Origin of the sequence: Blautia sp. Marseille-P2398 (genome assembly GCF_964240315.1) — a bacterium.
Classification (GTDB): domain Bacteria; phylum Bacillota; class Clostridia; order Lachnospirales; family Lachnospiraceae; genus Blautia_A; species Blautia_A wexlerae.
The window spans coordinates 45,000-66,955 of record NZ_CAXSTD010000012.1 but is presented as its reverse complement, the minus strand read 5'-3'; the positions used below and the strand labels follow the sequence as shown (position 1 = coordinate 66,955).

Here is a 21,956-nt window from a genome sequence, read left to right as displayed (position 1 = left end):
AGAAAGGAGAGTCCGATATGGCAGTATTTACAGTCAATGGACAAAAGGTCGAACCGACCGGAAATCAGAAACTACTGCGCTTTTTGAGGGATGAACTTCATCTGACTTCAGTGAAGGACGGCTGCAGTGAAGGAGCCTGCGGAGCCTGTACAGTTATAATTGACGGAAAAACATGCAAGGCATGTGTGCCGGACACAGATTTACTGGATGGCAGGACAGTGATCACAGTAGAAGGACTGACTGAATGGGAGAGGGAAGTCTATACCTACGCTTATGGAAAAGCAGGTGCTGTTCAGTGTGGATTCTGTATTCCGGGTATGGTAATGTGTACAAAGGCTCTTCTGGACGTGAACAAAGAGCCCACAGATGATGAGATTAAATATGCACTGCGCAATAACTATTGCCGCTGCACGGGCTATGTAAAAATTATGGATGCAGTAAGGCTGGCTGCGAAAGTTTTAAAGACGGGTGTGATCCCGGATGATCTGGATCCGGACTGGAATATAGGACATAGAGTATCCAGAGTGGATGTGGAGGAGAAAGTACTGGGAACCGGCAAATATCCGGATGATTTTTACTTTGACGGAATGCTGTATGGGGTGGCACTCAGAAGTAAATATCCACGTGCACGTGTACTTGAGATCGATACAGCAGCAGCAAAGGCACTTTCCGGGGTAGAAGCGGTATTAACAGCAGAGGACATTCCGGGAGAGAATAAGATCGGACATCTGAAACATGATCAGTATTCACTGATACCTGTAGGGGGTCTGACACATTATCTTGGAGATGCCATTGCCGTTATTGCTGCAAAAGACAGAGAAACAGCTGAGAAAGCTAAGAAACTGATCAAAGTAAAATATGAAGTGCTGCCTCATATTCGTACAATTGAGGAAGCAGCGGCAGAGGATGCACCGAAGGTATTTGATGAAGAAGAAAATAATATCTGTGCACATAAACATATCAGCAGAGGAAATGCAGATGAAGCAATCCGTAATTCCAAATATGTGATCAGTCATCATTTTGAAACCCCATGGACAGAACATGCATTTCTTGAGCCTGAGTGCGCAGTGGCTTTGTATGATGAGGACGGAGATATTTTCGTATATTCCACAGATCAGTCTGCACACCAGACATTACATGAGTGTTCCCTGTTACTTGGAACGGACAGAGTAAAGGTACAGAATGCACTTGTAGGCGGCGGATTCGGCGGAAAGGAAGATATGACAGTACAGCATCTGGCTGCGCTGCTCACTTATGCTACTAAGAAACCGGTGAAGATGAAACTGACCAGAGCAGAATCCCTGCTGGTTCATCCGAAGCGTCATCCGTTTTATATGGATATGACCATGGGCTGCGATGAGAACGGCAATATCATGGGGGTAAAAGCGAAAGTAGCATCAGATACAGGTGCATTTGCCTCACTTGGCGGTCCTGTGCTGGAACGTGCATGTACTCATGCGGCAGGTCCCTATCATTATGAGAATTTCGAGATTGAAGGAACTGCTTATTATACCAACAATCCGCCTGCCGGAGCGTTTCGCGGTTTTGGTGTAACCCAGACCTGTTTTGCAACAGAAACCCTGCTGAATATGATGGCAGACAAAGTAGGTATCACTCCATGGGAAATCCGTTACCGCAATGCGATCCGTCCCGGTGAGACGCTTCCGAATGGTCAGATCGTAGATAATTCCACAGGTCTTGTGGAGACACTGGAAGCTGTAAAGAAGAAGTATGATGCTGCTCTGGAAGAAGGAAAACCGGTGGGAATCGGCTGCGCCATGAAGAATGCCGGTGTCGGTGTCGGTATCCCGGATACAGGCCGCGTGAAACTCGTATTTGAGAAAGATAAAAAGCTGCACATCTATTCCGGCGCTTCCTGTATCGGCCAGGGACTTGGTACAGTCCTGACACAGATGGTAGTCACCAATACAGATCTGAAGCATGAAGATATTGTATATGAGAGAAGTAATACCTGGTTCGCACCGGATTCAGGTACAACTTCCGGCTCCAGACAGACTCTGGTAACAGGGGAAGCCTGCCGCAGAGCCTGCGATAAGGTTATGGAGGACCGCAATGCAGGTAAGACCATTGATGATGTGATCGGTAAAATTTATTATGGGGAATATCTTGCAAAGACAGATCCTCTTGGCGCAAATGTGCCGAATCCTGTTTCCCATGTAGCCTACGGCTATGCGACGCAGATGTGTATCCTGGATAAAAAAACAGGTAAGATTGAGGAAATGGTTGCTGCACATGATGTGGGCAAGGCAGTCAATCCACTGTCCTGCGAAGGTCAGATTGAGGGCGGCGTAGTGATGTCCATAGGATTTGCACTGAGAGAGCATTATCCGATCGATGAGAACTGTAAACCAATTGACAAGTATGGATCTCTTGGCCTGTTCCGCTCTCATGAGATTCCGAAAATCGATGCCATCGTTGTTGACAAACCGGGACTGAATGTAGCCTGTGGTGCCATTGGAATCGGTGAGATCACCTCTATCCCAACTGCACCTGCAATTGCAGATGCATATTTCAGATGGAATGGTGAAAGACAGTACAGTCTTCCTCTGACCGGAACACCATATGAAAGGAAGTGCTGAATATGGCAGTAAAGAAGAAATTTCCATATCGCGCGGCTGTAGTTGCATGTAATGGGGGATGCAGATCAGCCGAAGGTGAGGCCGGCTGTGCAGATGGATGTATCGGATGTAAAGCCTGTATAGATAAATGTAAATTCGGAGCCATTTCCATCAATGAGTATGGTGTGGCGGAAGTGGATGAGGAGAAATGCATTGGCTGTGGTGCCTGCGCAAAAGTCTGCCCACAGAAAGTAATCCATGTCCATGAGTGTGCAAACTACATTGTGATAAAATGTTCCAATAAGAAAAAAGGTGCAGAAGCAAAGAAACAGTGTGACGTCAGCTGTATCGGCTGTGGAATCTGCGAGAAGACCTGTACAGCCGGTGCGATAAAAGTAAAAGACAGCTGTGCTGTGATCGAAGAATCCATATGTCTGAGCTGTGGTATGTGCGCAGTGAAATGCCCAAGACACGTTATCCATGACCTGCATGGAATATTGACAGAAATACGTTAAGTAAATCAGGTTACTGTTCACTTTGTTCTTAGTAATACATTACAAAGGATATTCTCAGTGAACAGTAACCCAATCAAACAACTTCGTTAATAGGAAAATAATACGTAAAAATTGAATAAAAGATTGCAATTTCATATCCAAATATGCTATACTTAAATCAGAAAACAGATAACAATTATGCAAATAAAAAGTAAATTCGCCTGATGTCAGAAAAAAGGTGAAGGAAAGTAGCATGGTTCGGAGCCGGACATAAGTCCTGAGGGGAACAGACAGATACCTTGGGGTGTGTCCGGCTCCTTCTATATAATAACCAAAAATAAATACAGAGAAGGTGAAAACATGATTGGAAAGAGTGTTCCAAGAGTAGATGCCTATGACAAAGTTACAGGACGTGCAAAATTTACTGATGACCTGGTTCCTGCCAACTGTCTGGTGGCAAAAATCTATCACGCAAAGATCGGAAACGGTATCGTAAAATCAATCGATACCAGTAAAGCAGAGGCTCTGGACGGCGTAGTAAAAGTGGTTACTTTTAAAGACGTACCGAATCATTGTTATCCTACGCCGGGACATCCCTGGTCTGTGGAGCTGGCACATCAGGATGTTGCAGACCGCAATATCCTTACCGGAAGAGTCCGTTATTACGGAGATGATATTGCTGCTGTAGTGGCAGAAGATGAAATCACAGCCCAGAGGGCATTGCGCCTGATCGAAGTTGAATATGAAGAATATCCGGTAGAAATCCATCCGCGTAAATCCATGTATGGAAGCAAACCGCCAATCCATCTCGATAAAAAGGACAATGTACTTGTCCGTTCCAATTACTTTATCGGAAATGTGGAAGAAGGGCTGAAGGAATCCGAAACAGTTATAAAACGCAGTTATAAAACCCCGATCGTGCAGCACTGCCACATTGAGAATCCTATTTCCTGTGCATACATGGAAAATGGCAGGATCATAGTTGTGACTTCCACTCAGATTCCGCATATTGTCCGGCGTGTGATCGGGCAGGCTCTTGGAATCCCATGGGGAAAGATCAGAGTCATTAAGCCATACATAGGTGGAGGATTCGGAAATAAGCAGGATGTGCTGTATGAACCGTTAAATGCGTTTCTTACCACGCAGGTTGGCGGCAGACCGGTCAAACTCGATATAACCAGAGAGGAAACTTTCTGCAACACCAGAACCCGTCATTCTATTGAGTATGATCTGACGGCAGGTGTTGACAGTGAGGGGTATCTTCTGGCAAAGGATATGCTGGCTATTTCCAATCAGGGAGCATATGCCTCCCATGGACATGCCATAGCAGCCAATGGCCTGACTGCCTGGAGGCTACAGTATGCATGTCCGAATATCAAAGGAGAGGCATATACTGTCTATACGAATACACCGGTAGGCGGAGCGATGCGTGGATACGGGATCCCGCAGGTATGTTTTGCAATTGAGTGCTTTATGGATGATATTGCAAAAGAGATCGGGATGGATCCTCTGGAGTTCAGAAAGAAAAATCTTATCAAAGGATATTATGAGGATGCTTATCTGAAGCCGATCGCAGCAAACACCAACGGGATTTTTGAATGTCTGGAAAAAGGTGCAGATTATATCCACTGGGAAGAAAAACGAAAAGAATATACAAACCAGACAGGTAATATCCGCAGAGGCGTCGGAATGTCACTTTTCTCCTATAAGACAGGTGTATGGCCGATTTCACTGGAAATTGCAGGTGCAAGAATGACTCTGAATCAGGATGGAAGTGTTGGCCTGATGCTGGGAGCTACTGAAATCGGTCAGGGCGCTGATACGGTATTTTCCCAGATGACGGCTGAGGTTTTAAATATGGATATCAGTGATATTCATATCCAGACAGTCCAGGATACTGATGTAACGCCATTTGATACCGGTGCCTATGCATCCAGACAGTCGTTTGTAACAGGAACAGTTGTTAAAGACTGCGCAAATCTTCTGAAGAAAAAGATTCTGGATTATGCAAAAGAGCTGTTGCCTGAAGAGACAAGGAAACTGAGGCTTGATCATGGGTGGATCATGGCAGGAAAGGATCCTGCAATATCTCTTGGAAATCTTGCATTGGAGAGTTATTACAGTCTTGGCAATTCTTCTGTTATTACAGCAGAGGTTTCCGAGCAGGTAAAGAAAAATACGATTGCCACAGGATGCTGCTTTGCTGAAGTGGAAGTCGATATAAAGCTTGGCAAGATCAAAATCCTTCATATCATTAATGTGCATGACAGCGGTAAGCTTATTAATCCGAAACTGGCTGAAATGCAGGTACAGGGCGGTATGTCTATGGGAATGGGATACGGTCTGTCGGAGCAGCTCATTCTGGATGAAAAAACAGGAAGACCACTGAACGGAACCCTGCTGGACTATAAACTGATGACAATGATGGATACTCCTGATATCAAGGCGGATTTTGTGGAACTTGATGATCCGATTGGACCTTTCGGAAACAAAGCACTGGGTGAACCGCCGGCAATTCCGGGTGCACCGGCAATCCGTAATGCAGTACTTCATGCAACAGGTGTAGCCTTTAATGAAAATCCTCTGACACCACAGAGACTGATCGATGGCTTTATAAGGGCCGGACTTATTTAGAGGGGAGGGGATTTTATGTACGATATTGAGAACTATTATCAGGCTGAAAGTGTAAAAGATGCTGTGAGATTACTGAATGAACATCCGGATGCCAGGATCATTTCCGGAGGAAGTGATGTGCTGATCAAAATCCGGGAGGGAAAATTTGCCGGAACTTCTCTGGTGAGTATCCATGGGATCAAAGAAATCCAGGGTGTAAAAATGGCGGATAACGGAGATATTTATATTGGTGCCGGAACTGTCTTCTCACATATAACAAATGATGCAATTATCAGGAAATATATTCCGGTTCTTGGCGAGGCTGTAGATCAGGTAGGAGGACCACAGGTACGAAATATTGGTACTATCGGTGGAAACATCTGCAACGGAGCAGTCAGTGCGGACAGTGCACCGACCGTATTTTCCCTGAACGCACTGCTGAGGCTGGAAGATGGAAAGGAAGGCCGTCTTGTACCTGTAAAAGATTTCTATCTTGGACCCGGCAGGGTGGATCTGCGGCAGGGAGAGATCCTGACCTATGTGATCATTCCTGCAAAAGAATATGAAGGGTATCATGGTCATTATATTAAGTATTCCATGCGAAATGCCATGGATATCGCAACGATCAGCTGTAGTGTGGTGAGCAAGGTAGATCAACAGGCAGGAGTGATAGAAGATGTGCGCATTACCTTTGGAGTTGCAGCTCCGGTTCCGTACCGCTGCACAAAGGCAGAAGAGGCTTTGAAGGGCATGAAGATAGAAGAAAGCCTGTATGAAAAGACAGCACAACTGATCCGGGAGGAAATCAATCCGAGAGATTCCTGGAGAGCATCCAGGGCATTTCGTCTTCAGATCGGCGGAGAAATTGCGGCACGGACTTTGAGACGTACCGTAGAACTTGCAGGAGGTGACCGCATATGAAAAAGCAGATGCAGCTTGTACGATGTACAGTAAACGGAAGAGAAGTTGAAGAATATGTAGATGTAAGGGAGTCACTGCTTGATATGCTTCGCAACCGCCTTGGACTGACTTCTGTAAAAAAGGGCTGTGAAGTAGGAGAATGTGGTGCCTGTACAGTAATCATAGACGGAGAGACTATTGACTCCTGTATTTATCTGGCAGTCTGGGCGGAGGGTAAAAATATCCGTACACTGGAAGGTCTGGAGAAAAACGGAGAACTTACCAGGATTCAGGAGGCATTTATCGAAGAAGGTGCCATACAGTGCGGTTTCTGCACTCCCGGATTTATCATGTCTGCCACTGTTTTACTGGAACATGGAGAGAAATTATCAAGAGATGCGATTCGGAAACATATGGCAGGAAATCTCTGCCGCTGCACAGGTTATGAGAACATTGTAAATGCGGTGGAAAAAGTAATGGATGAAAATGAGACAAGAAGAGGAAAGACAGTAAGATGACAAACAGATACACAAATGTCCCAAAATCTGACAATAAACCGGAAAATGTTGTAATAATAAGAGGTGGCGGTGATCTGGCCAGCGGTACGATCCACAGATTATACCGATGCGGCTATCGTCTTCTGGTACTGGAATGTGAGAAACCCACTGCGATCAGGCGAATGGTTTCTTTTTGCGAGGCTGTTTACGACGGGCAGTCTTCTGTGGAAGGAGTTCTCTGCAGAAAAGTTGACAGTGTAGAGGAATGCGAGGCAGTCTGGAAAGCCGGGGAGATTCCTCTTATAGCAGACACAGAAGGAACTGTCCTTAAGAAATACAGACCTGCAGCACTGATAGATGCAATTCTTGCAAAAAAGAATCTTGGAACCACCAGAGAGATGGCAGATCTAACCGTTGGTCTTGGACCGGGATTTGTGGCAGGTGAGGATGTGGATTATGTAGTGGAGACTATGAGAGGCCACAATCTTGCCAGGATCATCACAAAAGGCGCTGCTATGCCAAACACAGGAGTTCCGGGTATCATTGGAGGATTTGGAAAAGAGCGCGTGCTCCATGCTCCTGCTGCAGGGGAAATCCATTGTATCTCAAAGATTGCAGATATCGTGGAGAAGGATCAGGTCCTTGCCTGGATCGGAGATACACCTGTCAGGGCTTCTCTTACAGGAGTTTTGCGTGGCATGATCAGAGATGGATTTACAGTGCCGAAGGGGATGAAAATTGCAGATATTGATCCGCGCAAAGAACAAAAGAAAAACTGTTTCACGATTTCCGACAAGGCCCGCTGTATTGCCGGCAGTGTATTGGAAATCCTGCTTTCAGAAGGAGTGATGCCATATGAAGCACCAGATCGATTTTCTGGAACTGCTGCAGATTGATTATGAAAAATACCCTGTGATCGCTGTAGTTGGCGGCGGCGGCAAAACCAGCCTGATCTACCGTCTTACAGATGAACTGATCGATAAGGGAAAGAGAGTGATCATTACCACGACCACCCATATGGCAGGAGAATCTGAACTTCCGTTTGCCAGGGGCGGAGATGCAGTCAGGGTAAAAGAACTTCTGGACAAAGAAAGATATGTGATTGCTGCGGAATATGAGGAGGACACAGGTAAATATGCGTCTCTGACAGATGAAAAACTGGAAGAACTGAGAGAATTATGCGATGTAATGCTTGTGGAAGCGGACGGAGCAAAGCATCATCCGGTAAAAGTCCCGGAGAAATGGGAGCCTGTAATCCCCAGATGTGCGGACATTGTGATCAGTGTGATCGGGCTGGACTGTCTGGGGCAGCCAATCAGTCAGAGTGCTTACCGTATGGAACGTACCTCGGAATTTCTCAGGAAAAGTCTGGAAGCTCCGATCACTGAAGAAGATATTGTAAAGATTGCGACTTCTATCTGTGGACTTTTTAAGGATGTGGAAGAAAGAGTATACAGAGTGTATCTGAACAAGTCAGATATACTCAGAGAGAAAGAACCTGCAGAGCACATTGTTGAGGAACTGGAAAGGAAGAATACAGTAGCGGCTTACGGAAGCCTTTTGGAGGAATAAATTATTTTGAAAATTGCAATGATCATGCTGGCGGCTGGAAACAGCCGCCGTTTTGGGGCAAATAAACTGTTATATGAAATAGACGGAATACCTATGTATCGACATGTGCTGGAACAACTGGATGATACAAAGAAGAAAATAGAAAATATCTATTCGGAATATTCAGATATTACAGAGGATAATAATAATGATAATAATTCAGATAGTGTTCAGTCAAATAACCTGTACAGAAATAATATTACAGCAAAAATAATCTGTAATATTATTGTTATTACTCAATATGATGCCATTGCAGAAGCAGTGAAAACAAAGGAAATACAGGTTTTGTATAATCCCCATCCGGAAGATGGAATTTCTTCCTCTGTAAAAATCGGTCTGAATGCCAGCCTGGATGCAGATGCAGTGCTTTTTACTGTGTCTGATCAGCCCTGGCTTACCAGTGAGACAATCTGTAAACTGATCCATGTGTTTTTAAACACTTCCAAAGGAATCGCCTGTGTTTCCTGTCAGGGGAAAATGGGAAATCCATGTATTTTTGACAGGAAATATTACAATGAGCTGCTTTCTCTGGAAGGGGATAAAGGCGGTAAAAAAGTGATCATGAAACATCTGGATGATACGCAGATTTATGAGATAGAAGCAGGCAGGGAACTGGAAGATATTGATTATTATGAATCTATAGCAGTCCACTAGAGCGTGTCTGAAAAATGCTTTCCGCAAGATGTATGTCAAAATATACCGAAAAGTGGGGCGTGCAGATTGCAGGAATGATTTTCCAGACACTCTGGTCCACTCATCACAAAAAAAGTTCCGGGCAAGGTCACCGGAACTTTTTTGCGCAATTATTTCGCTATATAGCAGATATCCTGAATATGTGGCAGTTATATATATCAGTATTAAACAGCTGATATATAATAAGATATCTGCTGAACAGATTAAAGATGGATTTTGGTTCCGGTTTTTCCCTGGATACCGTCTTTGGCTTTCTGAAGTAAAGTGATCATGGCAGTTCTTCCTTCTTTGGAGCTTGCAAAATCAACGGCAGCCTGAACTTTCGGGAGCATGGAACCTGGAGCAAACTGTCCCTCATTAATATATTTCTTAGCGTCATCTACAGTGATGTCATCCAGCCATTCTTCGTTTTCCTTGCCGAAGTTTACAGCAACCTTCTCCACTGCTGTAAGAATGATAAGCATATCTGCATCCAGCTCTTTGGCCAGGAGACAGCTTGCATAATCCTTATCAATAACTGCTGATGCACCTTTGAGATGATGTCCGTTAAGAACAACGGGAATTCCGCCTCCACCGCAGCAGATAACGATTTTATTTGCATCCACAAGACTGTTGATCGCATCCTGTTCAACGATTTCAACAGGCTTTGGAGATGCAACTACACGACGATAACCACGCCCTGCGTCTTCTTTCATGATATGTCCATATGCCTTGGCCTGATGGTCTGCTTCCTCTTTTGTCAGGAATTTGCCGATCGGCTTGGATGGATTTTCAAAAGCAGGATCATTGGGATCTACACGAACCTGAGTGACAACAGTGACGACAGGTGTGCGGACAAATCCTCTGATTCGAAGTTCCTCTCTCAAAGCATTCTGCAGATCATATCCGATGTAAGCCTGACTCATGGCAACACAGACAGAGAGAGGAGTGTTTGGCTGATTCTCATCTTCTCTGGAGAGAGCAGACATGGCATTGTTGATCATGCCAACCTGTGGCCCGTTTCCATGTACAACAACAACCTGATGACCTTCTTCGATCAGATCGCATAATGCTTTTGCAGTAGTTTTTACAGCTACCATCTGTTCCGGGAGAGTATTTCCCAGAGCGTTCCCACCGAGCGCAATAACGATTCTTTTTCTTGTAAACATTTGTAAAAACCTCCTGATTTTAAAGGCAAAGAGGGCCGCCGCAATAAAGATTGTGTGCTTTCTGCGACAGCCCCGCCTGCTATACAATATGATGAGTACTATTTTTCAATATATTTAAATTCTGAAACTGCTTTCAAAATTAAATATCTGTTTGAAAGCAGCTGGAATATTACTGCAATCCAACTGTTAATCTGCGCCTGATTATTTCAGGATTCTTGGAGCTGCTTTGACTTCAAGTTTCTTCAGGATATCCTGTGGATTTTCAAATTTGGAAAGCATGATCATAGCAGCGATGATGTATGGTTTGAAGCTTGCTTCTTTGTATAACGGGATTCTGTAACGATCGAATACAGAAGCGTCAACCTCACCTGTTTCGCAGCTTACACCTGTAATATCAGCCGGCAGGCAGTGCAGGTAAAGAGCTTTTCCGTCTTTTGTTGTTTTCATAAGTTCTTCTGTGCAGGCCCAGTCTTTGTGCTGTGCATTCTGTGCAAGAAGTTCTTTCTCTAATTTATCGATTCCGTCGAAGTCGCCTTCTGCATAAAGGTCTGTACGTTTTTCCATAGCTGCAAATGGAGCCCAGCTCTTTGGATATACGATATCAGCATCTTTGAAAGCTTCAGCCATATCGTTTGTCTTTGTGAAGGATCCGCCGTTTTTCTCAGCATTCTTCTTGGCAATCTCTTCAACTTCCGGCATTACATCATATCCTTCCGGATGAGCAAGAACAACGTCCATGCCGAAACGTGTCATCAGACCGATAACGCCCTGCGGAACGGAGAGTGGTTTACCATAGGATGGAGAGTAAGCCCATGTCATAGCGATCTTTTTGCCTTTCAGATTCTCAACACCGCCGAATTCATGGATGATGTGGAGCATATCTGCCATACACTGTGTCGGATGGTCAACGTCGCACTGAAGGTTTACAAGAGTAGGTCTCTGCTCAAGGATACCGTCTTTGTTTCCTTCTGTAACAGCTTCCATGAATTCTTTCTGGTAAGCATGTCCTTTTCCGATGTACATATCATCACGGATACCGATCACATCAGCCATGAAAGATACCATGTTTGCTGTTTCGCGAACAGTTTCACCATGAGCGATCTGAGATTTCTTTTCATCAAGATCCTGTACTTCCAGACCAAGAAGGTTACATGCGGAAGCAAAAGAGAAACGTGTACGTGTGGAGTTATCGCGGAAGATAGAGATTCCAAGACCACTCTCGAATACTTTTGTGGAGATATTGTTCTCTCTCATGAAACGGAGAGCATCAGCAACTGTGAAAACAGCTTCCAGTTCATCATCTGTTTTGTCCCATGTCCAGAAGAAATCGTTGTTGTACATTTCTTTGAAGTTTAAGCTGTTTAATTTATCAATGTAATCCTGTAATGTTTTCATAAAATCAATACCTGCTATGCTTTGATAGCTTATCCTTTCCTGATATGAAATAATTGAATCTCTGCGTTTGGCAGAACACCGGTTATCCGGCTGTATCTGTTTATCTTGTGTCCCTGCCTGTTACAGCAGGGATTCTGTCCGGACACATATTAAGCCTTTAGGATGATAGGAAATCCGTCGCCTAAAAAAATTTGAAAATCTATTTATTATTTGCAGTATGCAGTTGGAAGAGCAGCGTATACAGCAGCGCATCTTACAAGGTCGATCTTCCATGTTTTTTCGTTCGGAGCATGAGCCTGTGCTTCTGCACCAGGTCCGAATCCGATACAAGGAATGCTGTTACGTCCCATGATTGTTACACCGTTAGTAGAGAATGTCCATTTGTCTGTAAGCGGACGAGCTTTTCTCATGCCTTCTGTCTCAGCATTTCCGAGACGCTCTTCGCCGTACAGTCCTTTATATGCTTCTTCCAGAGCCTGTGTTACTTTGTGATCTTTCGGGATTACCCATGTCGGGAAGTAGCACTCGATCGGATATACAAGGTCTGTATAGGACGGACGGTTGTATTCATACATGGATACTGTTACGTCGTCGCCATATTTCTGTACAGCCGGAAGAGCACGGATCTCATCCAAGCAGCTTTCCCATGTTTCGCCTGCTGTCATACGACGGTCAAGAGATACAGAGCAGGAGTCAGCTACTGCACAGCGGCTTGGGGATGTGAAGAAGATTTCGGAAGTAGTAACAGTGCCACGTCCAAGGAAACGTGCTTCTTCCCATTCAGGGTTGTATTTCTCATCAAGCATTTTTACAAGACCTTTGATCTCTGTGGTATCAGCAGCATCGTTTTCGTTTAATGCGCGGATATCCTGGAGAATATCAGCCATTTTGTAGATTGCATTGTCACCACGTTCCGGAGCGGAACCATGGCAGGAAACACCCTTTACATCTACGCGGATTTCCATACGTCCACGCTGTCCTCTGTAGATACCGCCGTCTGTTGGTTCTGTGGAAACAACGAATTCAGGACGAACACCATCTTCATGGATGATGTACTGCCAGCAGAGACCGTCACAGTCTTCTTCCTGTACAGTACCTGTCACAAGTACCTGATATTTATCGTTTAAAAGACCAAGGTCTTTCATGATCTTAGCACCGTATACTGCAGAAACAATACCGCCCATCTGGTCAGATGTTCCACGTCCGCCGATTTCTTCATCAGATTCGAAACCTTCGTATGGATCAAATTCCCAGTTCTTGATATTACCGATACCGACTGTATCAATATGAGCGTCAAAACCAATGAGAGTTTTACCTGTTCCCATGTAGCCGAGGATATTGCCCATCGGATCGATCTGAACTTTGTCGAATCCGACTTTTTCCATTTCCTCTTTGATTCTCATGATATGTCCTTTTTCTCCGCAGCTTTCGCCAGGAATGCGAACCAGATCGCGAAGGAACTTAGTCATATCATCCTTATAACCCATTGCAGCTTCGTTAATTTTTGCGTAATCCATTTTTTTACCCTCCCAATATGTATAAAATATTATGATGTTAGGGTCAAAAGGTATTTTGCCCCTAATCTGATATCATATTATTAGTTACTGGTATATCATTTTCGAGATAACCATACCACTTACCTGTCTGTGTTCACCAAAAACATCATTTACTTAAAGATTCGTCTGTTCCGTATAATCCGTCCCATACGATCTCGCGGTAGCGAACAGGGTCAGTGTCACCTTCTGTGGAAATAACAAGTACTACGGAATTCTCATCCAGTTTCAGCGCTTCTTTTAAGTCTTTTGCATCTTCATCGTGAAGAGCAGTGAAGCAGAAACCAAGCGGAACGGAACCGGATTCACCGGAGACAACGTGTGGATCATCTCCCAGTGGATTAGCGTAGATACGTGTTGCCTTTGCGCTCATCCAGTCAGGACAGGATGCAAATACATCTACGTGATTTTTCAGGATATCCCATCCGATCGTATTTCCCTCACCGCATGCAAGACCGGCCATAATTGTCTGAAGATCACCTGTAACATTTACCAGATTTCCTGTCTTTGCAACAGCGGAGCGGTACAGGCAGTCAGCAGCACTTGCTTCACAGACAGCCATAACCGGCGGGTTATCTTTATATTTATGAGCGAAATAACCGACTACGGCACCTGCTAAAGAACCAACACCGGCCTGAACAAATACATGTGTCGGACGTTCAACACCCATTTCTTTTAACTGCTGGTCAGCCTCAAGAACCAGTGTTCCGTATCCCTGCATGATCCAGGATGGAATTTCTTCATATCCGTCCCATGCGGTATCCTGAACGATGATACCATGTTCTGTTTTGGCAGCTTCTGCTGCAGCCATTCTTACGCAGTCATCATAGTTTACTTCTTCGATCGTAACAGTAGCACCTTCTTTGGCAATGTTATCGAAACGAGTCTTTGTTGTTCCCTTAGGCATTCTTACAACTGCTTTCTGTCCAAGGCGGTTAGCTGCCCATGCAACTCCACGTCCATGATTACCGTCTGTTGCAGTAAAGAATGTAGCCTGTCCGAATTCTTCTCTTAATTTATCAGAAGAGAGAACATTGTATGGCAGCTCGCTGATATCACGTCCAAGTTCTTTTGCGATATAGCGGCCCATTGCATAAGAACCTCCAAGTACTTTGAAAGCATTTAAGCCAAAGCGATAGGATTCATCCTTACAGAAAATATTTTTTACTCCTAAATATTTTGCAAGGGATGAAAGGTTCTGAAGAGGCGTCACACTGTACTGTGGGAAACTTCTGTGGAACTCATTTGCTTTCTTTACATTTTCTTCGGACATCAGTTCCAGGTGTTTATCATCTGATTTCGGAACCTCGTTTACAGTCCATTTTAATCCTTCTGTCATAAAATGACCTCCCTTAAAAATTATCATTTGGTTTCCTTAACTTGTGATTCTATCATACCATATATTTTAAAAATTGCAATAGAAAAATACAAAAATTTTTAGGTTTTTCAAAAAAAAATTAGGTTTCATAATTTGTACATTGATATAAGGATTTGGATATGATAAAATAATGAGTAATGTTCGTTTTATTTTTACAGGATAGACAGTAAAGTGGGTATAAAAGAGCAATACAAAAGATACAGAAGAGGAGAAAATATTATGGCAGTATTTCATGCATTCCGGGCACTTCGACCTACACCGGAAAAGGCTGCTGATGTGGCAGCACTTCCATATGATGTGGTAAACCGGGAAGAAGCAAAATCAATCGGAGATGAGAATCCCCTGTCCTTTCTTCATATTGACAGACCGGAAATGGATCTGGAACCTGAGACAGATCTGTATGATGATCGGGTTTATGAAAAAGCAAAAGAAAATCTTGACAATATGGAAGAAAAGGGAATTCTTGTTCAGGATCAGAAGGCCTGTTACTATATATATGAACTTGTAAGAAAAGGAAAAACACAGACCGGTATCGTAGGATGCAGTTCCATTGATGATTATATGAATGGTGTAGTGAAGAAACATGAGCTTACCAGAGAAGATAAGGAACAGGACAGGATCCACCATGTAGATTCCTGTAATGCAAATACCGGTCCTATTTTTCTGGCATGCAGATATCCGGATTCTCTGCTTACACTGATGAATAACTGGAAAGATCATCATGAAGCAGCATATGATTTTACAGAAGAGGATCAGATCACACACAGAGTATGGGTGATTGATGAAGATGAGGTCATTTCTGAAATAAATAAGGAATTTGCAGGGATTGATTCTCTGTACATCGCAGATGGACATCACCGCGCAGCTTCCGCTGTAAAAGTAGGTTTAAAGAGAAGAGAACAGAATCCGGGATATACAGGGGAGGAAGAGTTTAATTATTTCCTGTCTGTTGTATTTCCCTATGACCAGCTCTGCATTCTTCCTTATAACAGGATTGTAAAAGATTTGAACGGCCTGACTGTAAAAGCATTTCTGGGCGCCCTGAAGTTCAACTTTGAACTGATGCTGATGCCGGGATTTCCATGCAAGCCTGTAGAGAAGCATTGTATGGGAATGTATGTGGACGGACAGTGGTATCACCTGAAAGCATGGCCGGATATCTATGAGAAGAAGGACGTGGTCGGACAGCTGGATGTATCCATTCTTCAGGAAAAAGTCCTCAGACCAGTCCTGGGAATCGAAGATCCGCGCACAGACCAGAGAATCTCCTTTGTGGGCGGAAGCCATAAGGCAGCAGAGCTGGCAGAGATTGCGGACAGAACCGGCGGTGTAGCCTTTGTCATGTACCCGACATCTATGGAAGACCTGATGAAGATTGCAGACGAGAACAAATTAATGCCTCCAAAATCCACCTGGTTTGAGCCAAAGCTTCGGAGTGGGCTGTTTATACATAAGTTATAATTTGCCGAAGATGTCTTATAAAAATATTATAATAATTTCGCTGTAGACTTTTCCTTCCTTCAATGGTACAATTGGTTCTATACAGAAGAGAACGAGACGTACTATAACGAAAGGAGGGAAGAATGTGGAAGATGCGGAATTGAGAAATATCCTTTTTTCTATACAGGGAAGCATTGCCGGTTTTCAAAATGATATGTCCGATGTAAAGAACGATATCGCAGATATGAAGACAGATATTGCAAACATGAAGACGGATATCACGAACATGAAGACGGATATCACGAACATGAAGGCAGATATCACAAACATGAAGACAGATATTGCGAACATGAAGACAGATATTGCGAACATGAAGACGGATATCACAAACATGAAGGCAGATATCACAAACATGAAGACGGATATCACGAACATGAAATCAGATATTGTGCAACTCAAGGGAAGCGTAAAAACTATAGAACTTAAACTGGAAAATGAAATTGACAGAAAAATATCTGCCCTATTTGATGCACATATGGATGAGCTTCGCTATAGAAAGGAGAATAAGAAAACTCGAGAGAAAGTTTTTGAACTGGATATGCGTGTAGACAATTTGGAAAAAGCCATCATGCCAGCGTAACTGTAACAGATGATTGTAAGGCTTGTACATAGGATAAACAGGAAGAAATTTTATAACATAAAAAAGTACATGAAATTTCTTCCTGCTAAATTTGTATAATTTTTGTAAATTTTTCAAAAAACAGTTGAAATCACAGAAATAATTTGTTATACTAACTTGCGTTACGGGGTATGGCGTAGCTTGGTAGCGCGCACGGCTGGGGGCCGTGAGGTCGCAGGTTCAAATCCTGTTGCCCCGACTGACATATGGTTAAATCGTTTGTAGTATATTTACAATGAATGATTCAGACGTATGTTCATTTTAAAAAAGCCAAATAAAGTTATAAGTAAAATGCAATGATAAGGAATAGTACACCCGGACCGGAGCACAGAGAACTGCTGGTTGCTGAGAAGCAGTGGAAGGAAATTGTGGAACTCGCCTTTGAGCAGCTGCCTGAAATTATACAAGAGTAGGTGCAGACGGTTTCCACCGTTATATGGAGAGGATATAAGAATACCGGATATCCGGAGATTCCGTATCCCATGAGTGTATGACATTGTTCATAAATAAGAGTGGTACCGCGTAAGATGATAATATCTTTCGTCTCTTGCAGATAAGTCTGTGGAGATGGAAGATTTTTTTATGTCTTTTTACAGTCAATCCCCACAGTCCAAACATAATATTTACATAACGGAGGAAGAAAAAATGATGAATCCAAGCAAATATCAGAGACAGTATTTTATGCCGCCTGTTAAATGCATGAAATGGGCAGAAAAAGAATATGTGGACAAAGCACCTGTCTGGTGTTCTGTAGACCTTCGTGACGGTAATCAGGCACTGGTGATTCCGATGAGTCTGGAACAGAAAATTGAATTCTTTAAACTTCTTGTAAAAATCGGTTTTAAAGAAATTGAAGTAGGTTTCCCGGCTGCTTCTGAAACAGAATATGAATTTCTGCGTACCCTGATCGAGCAGAATCTGATCCCACAGGATGTAACTATTCAGGTTCTGACTCAAGCCAGAGAGCATATCATCCGCAAAACTTTTGAAGCTGTCAAAGGCGCACCAAAGGCAATTGTACATGTGTACAATTCCACTTCTGTAGCTCAGAGAGAACAGGTATTTAAGAAATCCAAAGAAGAAATCTTAAAGATTGCAGTGGATGGTGCCGCATTATTAAAGAAACTGGCTGATGAAACAGAAGGAAATTTCCAGTTTGAGTACAGCCCTGAAAGCTTTACAGGCACAGAACCGGAATACGCTCTAGAAGTATGCAATGCAGTTCTTGATGTATGGCAGCCTACAGCAGATAACAAATGCATCATCAATCTGCCTGTAACTGTACAGCATTCTATGCCGCATGTATATGCAAGCCAGGTAGAATATATGTGTGAAAATCTGAAATACCGCGAGAATGTAATCGTATCTCTCCATCCACACAATGACAGAGGATGCGGTGTTGCAGATTCTGAAATGGGATTACTTGCAGGTGCAGACAGAATCGAGGGTACTCTGTTCGGAAACGGTGAGCGTACCGGAAATGTAGATATTGTTACACTTGGCATGAATATGTATTCTCAGGGTGTAGATCCAAAACTTGACTTCTCTGATATGCCGCATATCTGTGAAATATATGAAGAATGTACCGGAATGAAAGTAGGCGAAAGAAGTCCGTACAGTGGTGCACTTGTATTTGCCGCATTTTCCGGCTCTCATCAGGATGCAATTGCCAAGGGTATGCACTGGAGAGATGACAAGGATCCGGATCACTGGAATGTTCCGTATCTTCCGATCGATCCGACAGATGTGGGAAGAAATTATGACGCAGATGTTATCCGCATCAACAGCCAGTCTGGTAAAGGTGGCGTGGGATATATCCTTGAGACCAAATTCGGTCTTAACCTTCCTCCGAAAATGCGTGAGGCAATGGGATATGCCACAAAAGCTGTTTCAGACCACAAACATAAAGAACTTCATCCTGACGAAATTTTCAATCTGTTTAAACAGACCTTTGAGAATATCACAGAACCGTACAGTATCAATGAAGTACATTTCCAGCAGAAAGATGGTGGTATTGTAACAAAAGTTACCTCTACTTTCCGCGGAAAGACAATCACTACAGAGGCATCCGGTAACGGACGTCTTGATGCAGTCAGCAATGCACTGAAGAAGGCATATGAGCTGAAATATTCCCTGGAAACATATCAGGAGCATGCGCTGGAGCGCAGTTCAAGTTCCAAAGCTATTGCTTATGTCGGTATCAAAAAGCCGGATGGAACCCTTGCCTGGGGTGCAGGCGTAGACGCAGATATCATTCGCGCATCTATTGATGCACTTGTAACAGCGATCAATAACCGTTAGATTGTTCCGACACGCCCGATTCTGTCCTGCTGTTTTTTGACTTCTGCAGGTCAGGCTAATATCCGCTTGGCAGGGAATAATATAGTTTACATAAAATATCAAAAATCAGATACCGGTCAGATTGTCCAGAGGACTTCCTGACCGGTATTTTTTTGTATTTATAAAAATACAAGAAAGTCTTAATGTACGCGATAAAGTACAATAAAGAAGCAAACTCCGATGAAAAGCTATCAGAATTGTATTTAATTAAAATCATAAGGGAAATTAATTGACATAACACTCATGTTTACGTATACTGACTGCATGGGCAGAAAAGTGTCCTAAATAAGTACAATTTACATTTTATTATCTCACTCCAGGCCAGTGAGAGATGCGCGGAAATATTTTAGAGAAAGAGGTAAAAGAATGAAAAATTTCGAACAGTGGAATGGCTTTAAGGGCAACCGTTGGAAAGAAAAAATCGATGTACGTAACTTTATTGGAATGAACTATACACCATATGACGGTGATGCTTCTTTCCTGGAAGGACCTACAGAAGCTACAAACAAACTGTGGGGCAAGCTCCAGGCACTTCAGAAAGAAGAACGTGCCAAAGGCGGAGTTCTTGATATGGAGACAGAGGTAGTTACATCTCTGACAGCATATGGTCCCGGATATATTGATGAAGAAACAAAAGACCTTGAAAAAGTTGTTGGTCTTCAGACAGATAAACCTCTGAAACGTGCTTTCATGCCATACGGCGGTATCAAAATGGCAGAGCAGGCTTGTGAAACTTACGGATATAAAGTAAGTGACAAGATTAAAGATGTTTTCCACAACTATGAATTTAAAACTCACAACCAGGGTGTATTTGATATCTACACACCTGAGATGAAAGTAGCACGTCACAACAAGATCCTTACAGGTCTTCCGGATACTTACGGACGTGGACGTATCGTTGGCGATTACAGACGTGTGGCTCTGTACGGAATCGACGCTCTGATCGAAGGAAAACAGAAAGACTTCGCAGCATGCGACCGTCAGGGTATGAGACGTTATGACTTCCAGCTTCGTGAAGAGATCGCTGATCAGATCCGTGCTCTGAAAGGCATGAAAGTTATGGCTGAATCTTATGGATATGATATCTCCAAACCGGCCAAAGATGCAAGAGAAGCTTTCCAGTGGCTGTACTTCGGATATCTTGCAGCCATCAAAACTCAGAACGGTGCTGCAATGAGTGTCGGACGTATTTCCACATTCCTTGATATTTATATTGAAAGAGATCTTCAGAACGGAACTCTTACAGAGAAAGAAGCTCAGGAGCTTGTTGACCACATGGTAATGAAATTCCGTATGGTTAAATTTGCACGTATCCCTTCTTACAACCAGTTATTCTCCGGTGACCCGGTATGGGCAACTCTGGAAGTAGCAGGTATGGGACAGGACGGACGTTCCATGGTAACAAAGAACGACTATCGTTTCCTGCACACACTGGAAGATATGGGACCGGCTCCGGAACCAAACCTTACAGTACTTTATTCTTCAAGACTGCCTGAGAACTTCAAGAAATATGCTGCAAATATTTCTGTTACAACAAGTTCTGTTCAGTATGAGAATGATGATGTTATGCGTCCGGTATGGGGCGATGACTACAGCATCTGCTGCTGTGTATCTGCTACAGAGACAGGTAAAGAGATGCAGTTCTTCGGTGCTCGTGCAAACCTTGCAAAATGCCTTCTTTACGCGATCAACGGCGGTGTTGATGAGAAGACAAAACAGCAGGTAGGACCAAGCTATCAGCCGATCACTTCTGAATATCTTGACTATGATGAAGTAATCGCAAAATATGACCAGATGATGGACTGGCTGGCTCATCTGTATGTCGGAACACTGAACATGATCCACTACATGCATGATAAATACTACTATGAAGCTGCAGAGATGGCTCTGATCGATACAAAGGTTGAGCGTTCTTTCGCAACAGGTATCGCAGGATTCTCTCATGTAGTAGACTCCCTGTCCGCTATCAAATATGCAAAAGTTAAAGCTATCCGCGATGAAGACGGCATTACAACAGATTTCCAGGTTGAGGGTGACTTCCCACGTTATGGTAATGATGATGACAGAGCAGACGAGATCGCAACAACTCTTCTGTCTACATTCCTTGAGAAACTGAAACACATCCATACTTACCGTGATTCCAAGCCAACCACATCTATCCTTACTATTACTTCCAACGTTGTTTATGGTAAGGCTACAGGATCTCTTCCGGATGGAAGAAAAGCAGGGGAACCTCTTGCACCTGGCGCAAACCCATCTTACGGTGCAGAGCAGAACGGTCTTCTTGCTTCCCTGAACTCTGTTGCCAAGCTTGACTATGAAGATGCTCTTGACGGTATCTCCAATACTCAGACAATCAATCCTGATGCTCTGGGACACAGTGATGACGAACGTTCAGAGAATCTGGTACATGTACTTGACGGATACTTTGATCAGGGTGCTCATCACCTCAATGTAAACGTATTTGGTAAAGAGAAACTGATCGACGCTATGGAACATCCGGAAAAAGAAGAGTATGCAAACTTCACAATCCGTGTATCCGGATATGCTGTTAAGTTCATCGACCTTACAAGAGAGCAGCAGTTAGACGTTATTGCCAGAACCTGCCACGACAGAATGTAATTAATGGATGATGA

Annotated in this window: 17 protein-coding genes, 1 tRNA gene and 1 other annotated feature; of the genes, 14 read left to right on the top strand and 4 right to left on the bottom strand. The window is 43.5% G+C overall.

The genetic code is table 11. From position 1 onward, the window contains the following. Positions 1-17 precede the first annotated feature (17 nt). The 9 genes from xdh (at position 18) to ACESZG_RS13855 (ending at position 9,563) form a co-directional block, all read left to right on the top strand. A complete protein-coding gene (xdh, locus tag ACESZG_RS13895) occupies positions 18-2,600 on the top strand; it encodes a selenium-dependent xanthine dehydrogenase (RefSeq protein WP_022380732.1) in 2,583 nt (860 codons plus the stop codon). Positions 2,601-2,602: 2 nt separating this feature from the next. Then, positions 2,603-3,094: a 4Fe-4S binding protein gene (locus ACESZG_RS13890; protein ID WP_062807715.1), complete on the top strand. Its 492-nt coding sequence runs from the start codon at positions 2,603-2,605 to the stop codon at positions 3,092-3,094. A gap of 339 nt (positions 3,095-3,433) precedes the next feature. Beyond that, positions 3,434-5,707 carry a xanthine dehydrogenase subunit XdhA gene (xdhA, locus tag ACESZG_RS13885; protein WP_173680888.1) on the top strand — a complete coding sequence of 758 codons (2,274 nt, stop codon included), beginning with the start codon at positions 3,434-3,436 and terminating at the stop codon, positions 5,705-5,707. 15 nt (positions 5,708-5,722) lie between these two features. Further along, positions 5,723-6,607 (top strand): xanthine dehydrogenase subunit XdhB, encoded by an 885-nt coding sequence (gene xdhB, locus ACESZG_RS13880; RefSeq protein WP_173705337.1) that lies wholly within the window; start codon positions 5,723-5,725, stop codon positions 6,605-6,607. Continuing rightward, on the top strand, positions 6,604-7,104 hold the full coding sequence (gene xdhC, locus ACESZG_RS13875) for a xanthine dehydrogenase subunit XdhC (RefSeq protein WP_022381429.1): 501 nt from the start codon (positions 6,604-6,606) through the stop codon (positions 7,102-7,104). The genes xdhB and xdhC overlap by 4 nt, the downstream gene beginning before the upstream one ends. Beyond that, positions 7,101-7,979 carry a selenium-dependent molybdenum cofactor biosynthesis protein YqeB gene (gene yqeB, locus ACESZG_RS13870; RefSeq protein ID WP_368210897.1) on the top strand — a complete coding sequence of 293 codons (879 nt, stop codon included), beginning with the start codon at positions 7,101-7,103 and terminating at the stop codon, positions 7,977-7,979. Before xdhC ends, yqeB begins: the two co-directional genes overlap by 4 nt. Beyond that, a complete protein-coding gene (gene yqeC / locus ACESZG_RS13865; RefSeq protein WP_368210898.1) occupies positions 7,939-8,655 on the top strand; it encodes a selenium cofactor biosynthesis protein YqeC in 717 nt (238 codons plus the stop codon). The genes yqeB and yqeC overlap by 41 nt, the downstream gene beginning before the upstream one ends. A 6-nt stretch (positions 8,656-8,661) precedes the next feature. Next, complete coding sequence (locus ACESZG_RS13860) at positions 8,662-9,348, top strand: NTP transferase domain-containing protein (RefSeq protein WP_368210899.1); 687 nt, start codon at positions 8,662-8,664, stop codon at positions 9,346-9,348. 14 nt (positions 9,349-9,362) lie between these two features. Continuing rightward, positions 9,363-9,563: a DUF6783 domain-containing protein gene (locus ACESZG_RS13855; protein WP_373218572.1), complete on the top strand. Its 201-nt coding sequence runs from the start codon at positions 9,363-9,365 to the stop codon at positions 9,561-9,563. Between the two features lie 27 nt (positions 9,564-9,590). Here ACESZG_RS13855 and arcC read toward each other — a convergent pair whose 3' ends face one another. The 4 genes from arcC to dpaL all read right to left on the bottom strand — a co-directional run bounded on the left by arcC (position 9,591) and on the right by dpaL (position 14,822). Then, positions 9,591-10,535 (bottom strand): carbamate kinase, encoded by a 945-nt coding sequence (gene arcC, locus ACESZG_RS13850; RefSeq protein WP_008703267.1) that lies wholly within the window; start codon positions 10,533-10,535, stop codon positions 9,591-9,593. Positions 10,536-10,736: 201 nt separating this feature from the next. After that, positions 10,737-11,930 (bottom strand): knotted carbamoyltransferase YgeW, encoded by a 1,194-nt coding sequence (ygeW, locus tag ACESZG_RS13845; RefSeq protein ID WP_008703264.1) that lies wholly within the window; start codon positions 11,928-11,930, stop codon positions 10,737-10,739. 206 nt (positions 11,931-12,136) lie between these two features. After that, entirely contained in the window at positions 12,137-13,447 is a 1,311-nt protein-coding gene (locus tag ACESZG_RS13840) for a YgeY family selenium metabolism-linked hydrolase (RefSeq protein WP_025581111.1), read from the bottom strand. Positions 13,448-13,592: 145 nt separating this feature from the next. Then, a complete protein-coding gene (dpaL, locus tag ACESZG_RS13835) occupies positions 13,593-14,822 on the bottom strand; it encodes a diaminopropionate ammonia-lyase (RefSeq protein WP_118574855.1) in 1,230 nt (409 codons plus the stop codon). Between the two features lie 258 nt (positions 14,823-15,080). Between dpaL and ACESZG_RS13830 the strand changes: the two genes are divergently transcribed. The 5 genes from ACESZG_RS13830 to pflB all read left to right on the top strand — a co-directional run bounded on the left by ACESZG_RS13830 (position 15,081) and on the right by pflB (position 21,942). Continuing rightward, the gene (locus ACESZG_RS13830; RefSeq protein WP_022381423.1) at positions 15,081-16,322 is read left to right on the top strand and encodes a DUF1015 domain-containing protein; all 1,242 of its coding nucleotides are present in this window, start codon (positions 15,081-15,083) and stop codon (positions 16,320-16,322) included. A gap of 124 nt (positions 16,323-16,446) precedes the next feature. Continuing rightward, positions 16,447-16,941 carry a hypothetical protein gene (locus tag ACESZG_RS13825; protein WP_373218569.1) on the top strand — a complete coding sequence of 165 codons (495 nt, stop codon included), beginning with the start codon at positions 16,447-16,449 and terminating at the stop codon, positions 16,939-16,941. A 164-nt stretch (positions 16,942-17,105) separates the two neighbouring features. Next, a tRNA-Pro gene (locus ACESZG_RS13820) sits at positions 17,106-17,179 on the top strand. A gap of 88 nt (positions 17,180-17,267) precedes the next feature. Continuing rightward, positions 17,268-17,531, top strand: a binding site (T-box leader). A 94-nt stretch (positions 17,532-17,625) separates the two neighbouring features. Then, positions 17,626-19,281 carry a 2-isopropylmalate synthase gene (locus tag ACESZG_RS13815; protein WP_025579023.1) on the top strand — a complete coding sequence of 552 codons (1,656 nt, stop codon included), beginning with the start codon at positions 17,626-17,628 and terminating at the stop codon, positions 19,279-19,281. Positions 19,282-19,686: 405 nt separating this feature from the next. Continuing rightward, the gene (gene pflB, locus ACESZG_RS13810; RefSeq protein WP_055057724.1) at positions 19,687-21,942 is read left to right on the top strand and encodes a formate C-acetyltransferase; all 2,256 of its coding nucleotides are present in this window, start codon (positions 19,687-19,689) and stop codon (positions 21,940-21,942) included. The last annotated feature ends 14 nt before the right edge of the window (positions 21,943-21,956 follow it).

Excerpts from the sequence above, each read along its gene's own strand:
- xdhB (WP_173705337.1), top strand. The coding sequence starts at position 5,723 with ATGTACGATATTGAGAACTATTATCAGGCTGAAAGTGTAAAAGATGCT.
- ACESZG_RS13815 (WP_025579023.1), top strand. The coding sequence starts at position 17,626 with ATGATGAATCCAAGCAAATATCAGAGACAGTATTTTATGCCGCCTGTT.
- ACESZG_RS13840 (WP_025581111.1), bottom strand. The coding sequence starts at position 13,447 with ATGGATTACGCAAAAATTAACGAAGCTGCAATGGGTTATAAGGATGAT.
- ACESZG_RS13830 (WP_022381423.1), top strand. The coding sequence starts at position 15,081 with ATGGCAGTATTTCATGCATTCCGGGCACTTCGACCTACACCGGAAAAG.
- ACESZG_RS13890 (WP_062807715.1), top strand. The coding sequence starts at position 2,603 with ATGGCAGTAAAGAAGAAATTTCCATATCGCGCGGCTGTAGTTGCATGT.
- ACESZG_RS13855 (WP_373218572.1), top strand. The coding sequence starts at position 9,363 with ATGCTTTCCGCAAGATGTATGTCAAAATATACCGAAAAGTGGGGCGTG.
- xdhC (WP_022381429.1), top strand. The coding sequence starts at position 6,604 with ATGAAAAAGCAGATGCAGCTTGTACGATGTACAGTAAACGGAAGAGAA.
- xdhA (WP_173680888.1), top strand. The coding sequence starts at position 3,434 with ATGATTGGAAAGAGTGTTCCAAGAGTAGATGCCTATGACAAAGTTACA.
- ygeW (WP_008703264.1), bottom strand. The coding sequence starts at position 11,930 with ATGAAAACATTACAGGATTACATTGATAAATTAAACAGCTTAAACTTC.
- dpaL (WP_118574855.1), bottom strand. The coding sequence starts at position 14,822 with ATGACAGAAGGATTAAAATGGACTGTAAACGAGGTTCCGAAATCAGAT.
- yqeC (WP_368210898.1), top strand. The coding sequence starts at position 7,939 with ATGAAGCACCAGATCGATTTTCTGGAACTGCTGCAGATTGATTATGAA.
- arcC (WP_008703267.1), bottom strand. The coding sequence starts at position 10,535 with ATGTTTACAAGAAAAAGAATCGTTATTGCGCTCGGTGGGAACGCTCTG.
- yqeB (WP_368210897.1), top strand. The coding sequence starts at position 7,101 with ATGACAAACAGATACACAAATGTCCCAAAATCTGACAATAAACCGGAA.
- xdh (WP_022380732.1), top strand. The coding sequence starts at position 18 with ATGGCAGTATTTACAGTCAATGGACAAAAGGTCGAACCGACCGGAAAT.
- pflB (WP_055057724.1), top strand. The coding sequence starts at position 19,687 with ATGAAAAATTTCGAACAGTGGAATGGCTTTAAGGGCAACCGTTGGAAA.